The sequence below is a fragment of the Kitasatospora sp. NPDC091257 genome, assembly GCF_044757675.1.
Lineage (GTDB): Bacteria > Actinomycetota > Actinomycetes > Streptomycetales > Streptomycetaceae > Kitasatospora > Kitasatospora lactacystinica.
In genome coordinates this window covers 1-2701 of sequence record NZ_JBIVVI010001201.1, presented here as the reverse complement: position 1 = coordinate 2701, position 2701 = coordinate 1, and the positions used below count along the sequence as shown (strand labels likewise).

Genomic DNA, 2701 nt, shown 5'->3' with positions numbered 1-2701 from the left:
GCGTAGCCCGCGTCGTCGGGGAACACCATGGACAGGCACTGCAGGACGTCTTGGTCGGCGCCCTTGGGGCCGGAGACGGTCCGCCACTGGTTGTAGTGGGGCCAGTTGTCGCACTTGGAGTGGTCGCTGGTGCCGCGGTAGACGGCGAGGACCTTGAAGGCGCCGGTCCGGCAGGACAGCAGCGACCACGGGCCCGTGCCGTGCGGCCCGAAGACGCAGTCGCCCTGGCGGGCGTGGTAGGAGTCCCCGCCCGGGCTCTGGTAGCTGAGGCACAGGACCCGCGAGTAGCGCTTGGAGCTGACGCTCTCGTCGTTGCCGGGCACGTTGGCGCAGCCGTCCAGGTCGGTGCTGCCCTCGTTGGTCCGGACGACCTTGAACGTCCCGGTGGTGCAGGTGGTCGGGGTGAGGTCGGCGTGACCGTTGGTCCCGGTGTCGAAGAAGCAGTCGCCGACGCCCGCGGTGGCGACCGGATCGGTCGGACTCGGGCTCGGGGTGGGTGTGGGTGTCGGTGTCGGGGTGCTTGGGCGGGTGCTGCTGAGGGTCGGATCGGGCTGCGGGGTCTGGTACGAACTGCTGGCGGGGCGCGGCGGGTGGCTGACAGTAAGCGGGTGGCTGTCGGCGGCCGAGCGGGCGTCGGCCGGGTGGGAGTCGTCGCGGTGGGCCACGAACAGCAGCAGTGCCACGACGGCGGCCACGGCGGCGAGTACCTTGCCGACCCCGGCCGCCGTGCTGCCGGCTCCCGCGCCACCCGCTGCCGAACCCGTCGAACCCGCTCCGCTGTTGACGTGCGGTCGCGGGGCAGCCGGCCCGGTCGGCGGCTTCGGCTTCGCTCCCCCGGCCGGCTTCGCTCCCCCGGCGGCTTTCGGACCGCGGCCGGGTTTCAGGCTGTCGGATGCCGAGGTCAGTTGCTCGGCCCAGGCGGCGGGCGTCGGCCGGGCGGCCGGGTCCGTCCCGAGCGAGGCACGGGCCAGGGCACCGAGGGCCGGGTCGATCGCCGCCAGCGCGGCCGGGTCGGTCGAGGCCTGGTCGCGGGCGAAGAGGCGGACGGCGAGAAGGGCGAGCTTGTAGGTGTCGCTGTGCCGGGTCGCCCGTTCCTCGCCGGCGGGGACGTGCCAGTCCGGGGTTTCGGCCTGCGGCAGCACCGTTGCACCGTCGGTGCGGGCCGCGTCGCAGTCGATGAGGAAGCACTCGGGCTGCGGTGTGAGGGTGAAGAGCAGGTTCTTCGGCGAGAGGTCGCCGACGGCGACGCCGAAGCGGTGCAGCCGGTCGAGGGTGGTCGCGAGGTCGGCGAGCAGCAGCAGTCGGTCCCGGTCGGTGACGGTCAGTCCGATCCCGGTGATGTAGGCGTCCTCGTTGAGGAGGTACTCCAGGGTGGCGAGCCGAGGCGGGCCCTGGTTGCCGGTCGCCAGGGTCCGGAGCGTGAAGTGGAAGCGGTCGGGGACGGCCCGCATCAGGAACCCGCACGTCTGTCCGCCGCGCCGGACCACGGCGGCCGGCCAGGCGGTCTTCTCGCACAGCCAGCGCCCCTGTTCGCCGGTCAGCCGCCCGGGCAGCGCGACCGCGGCGGCCAGCGCGGCGGCGTCCACCTGCGGCAGCACCGCGGGGGCGTACTCCTTGTAGACGACCTCCCAACCGCCGTCGGTCGCCGACTCGTTGATGCGCTTGTTGCGCACCCGGTGGACCGATCCCTGGCCTCCTCGGCCGAGTTCCCCGTCCAGGGTCAGCGTGGCGAACTCGACCGGGGCGGCCGGCCGCGCGCTCACCTCGCTCCCTCGGCTCGGGGCCAGATCGCCAGCAGGGTGCGGTCGTCGTCGAAGGTCTCCCGGGTGAAGTCCAGCACGTGGCCGAGCCACAATGGCGGCGGCGGCGACGCGAGCTGGCGGGCGAACAGCTCCCCGACCCGGCCGTCGCCCTCGCCGAGCGGGTCGCCGAACCCGTCCGTGGCGACCAGCAGCGTCCATGGCTCGGCCAGCCGTCCGACAGCGGTCTCCGGCCGGTCGGGGACCAGGGGAAGCGGGGAGACCTCGTTGCTGACCAGCGGCGTGCCCGGTACGGCCTTGCCGCCGAACAGCGGGTGATAGCCGCCGCCGGCCCGGTCGAGGAGCCACGCCCCGGAGTCGCCGACCCGGAACACTTCGGCCTCCAGGGCGTCGCCCGCGGCACGGACCGCCCCGGCCACCAGGGTGGTCGCGTACAGCCTGGCCACCTCGGCACGTTCGGGTGCGGGGACGCCGAGCCGCCACCGCGCCAGTTCCCGCAGTCGTTCCGCGGCGTGGGCCGCGACGTCGGCTCCGTCCAGCCGCTCAGCGCCCCGGTCGAGCAGGTGCAGGATGCGTTCGACGGCGGCCCGGCACGCCTCGACGGCGCCCTGGTGGGACTCGGCGGCGCTGGATACGCCGTCGGCGACCGCGAAGACGATGCTGCCGGTGGCCTCGTGCACGGCGGCGCGCGCCGCGTCCTGGCGCGGCTGCCGGTAGTAGCGGTGCTTGGCGCCGCGGACGGAGGCGAACCGCAGGGTGAGCCGGTCGGTGGACCAGCCCTCGCACTCGCTGTCGGGGAAGTCGAAGGCGTACTGGCTGGGCGGCCGGGCCTCGAACTCCAGGCCCGGCACGTCCACGGTGATCCGCTGCCACGGCACAGGGTCCGGCCCGGTCGCCGGGGGCGGCCCGGCGGGCCTCGGGGGCGCTGCCGGCGGCACGGG

General features: G+C 74.6%; 2 protein-coding genes. Both read right to left on the bottom strand.

The window, feature by feature from the left end; genetic code table 11:
* Positions 1-1763, bottom strand: a 1763-nt coding sequence (locus ACIQOV_RS36290) for a hypothetical protein (RefSeq protein ID WP_401055071.1), incomplete at its 3' end; no start/stop codon positions are given.
* Positions 1760-2701: protein phosphatase 2C domain-containing protein (locus ACIQOV_RS36285; RefSeq protein WP_401055070.1), on the bottom strand; the 942-nt coding region annotated here is incomplete at its 5' end. The genes ACIQOV_RS36285 and ACIQOV_RS36290, both read right to left, overlap by 4 nt.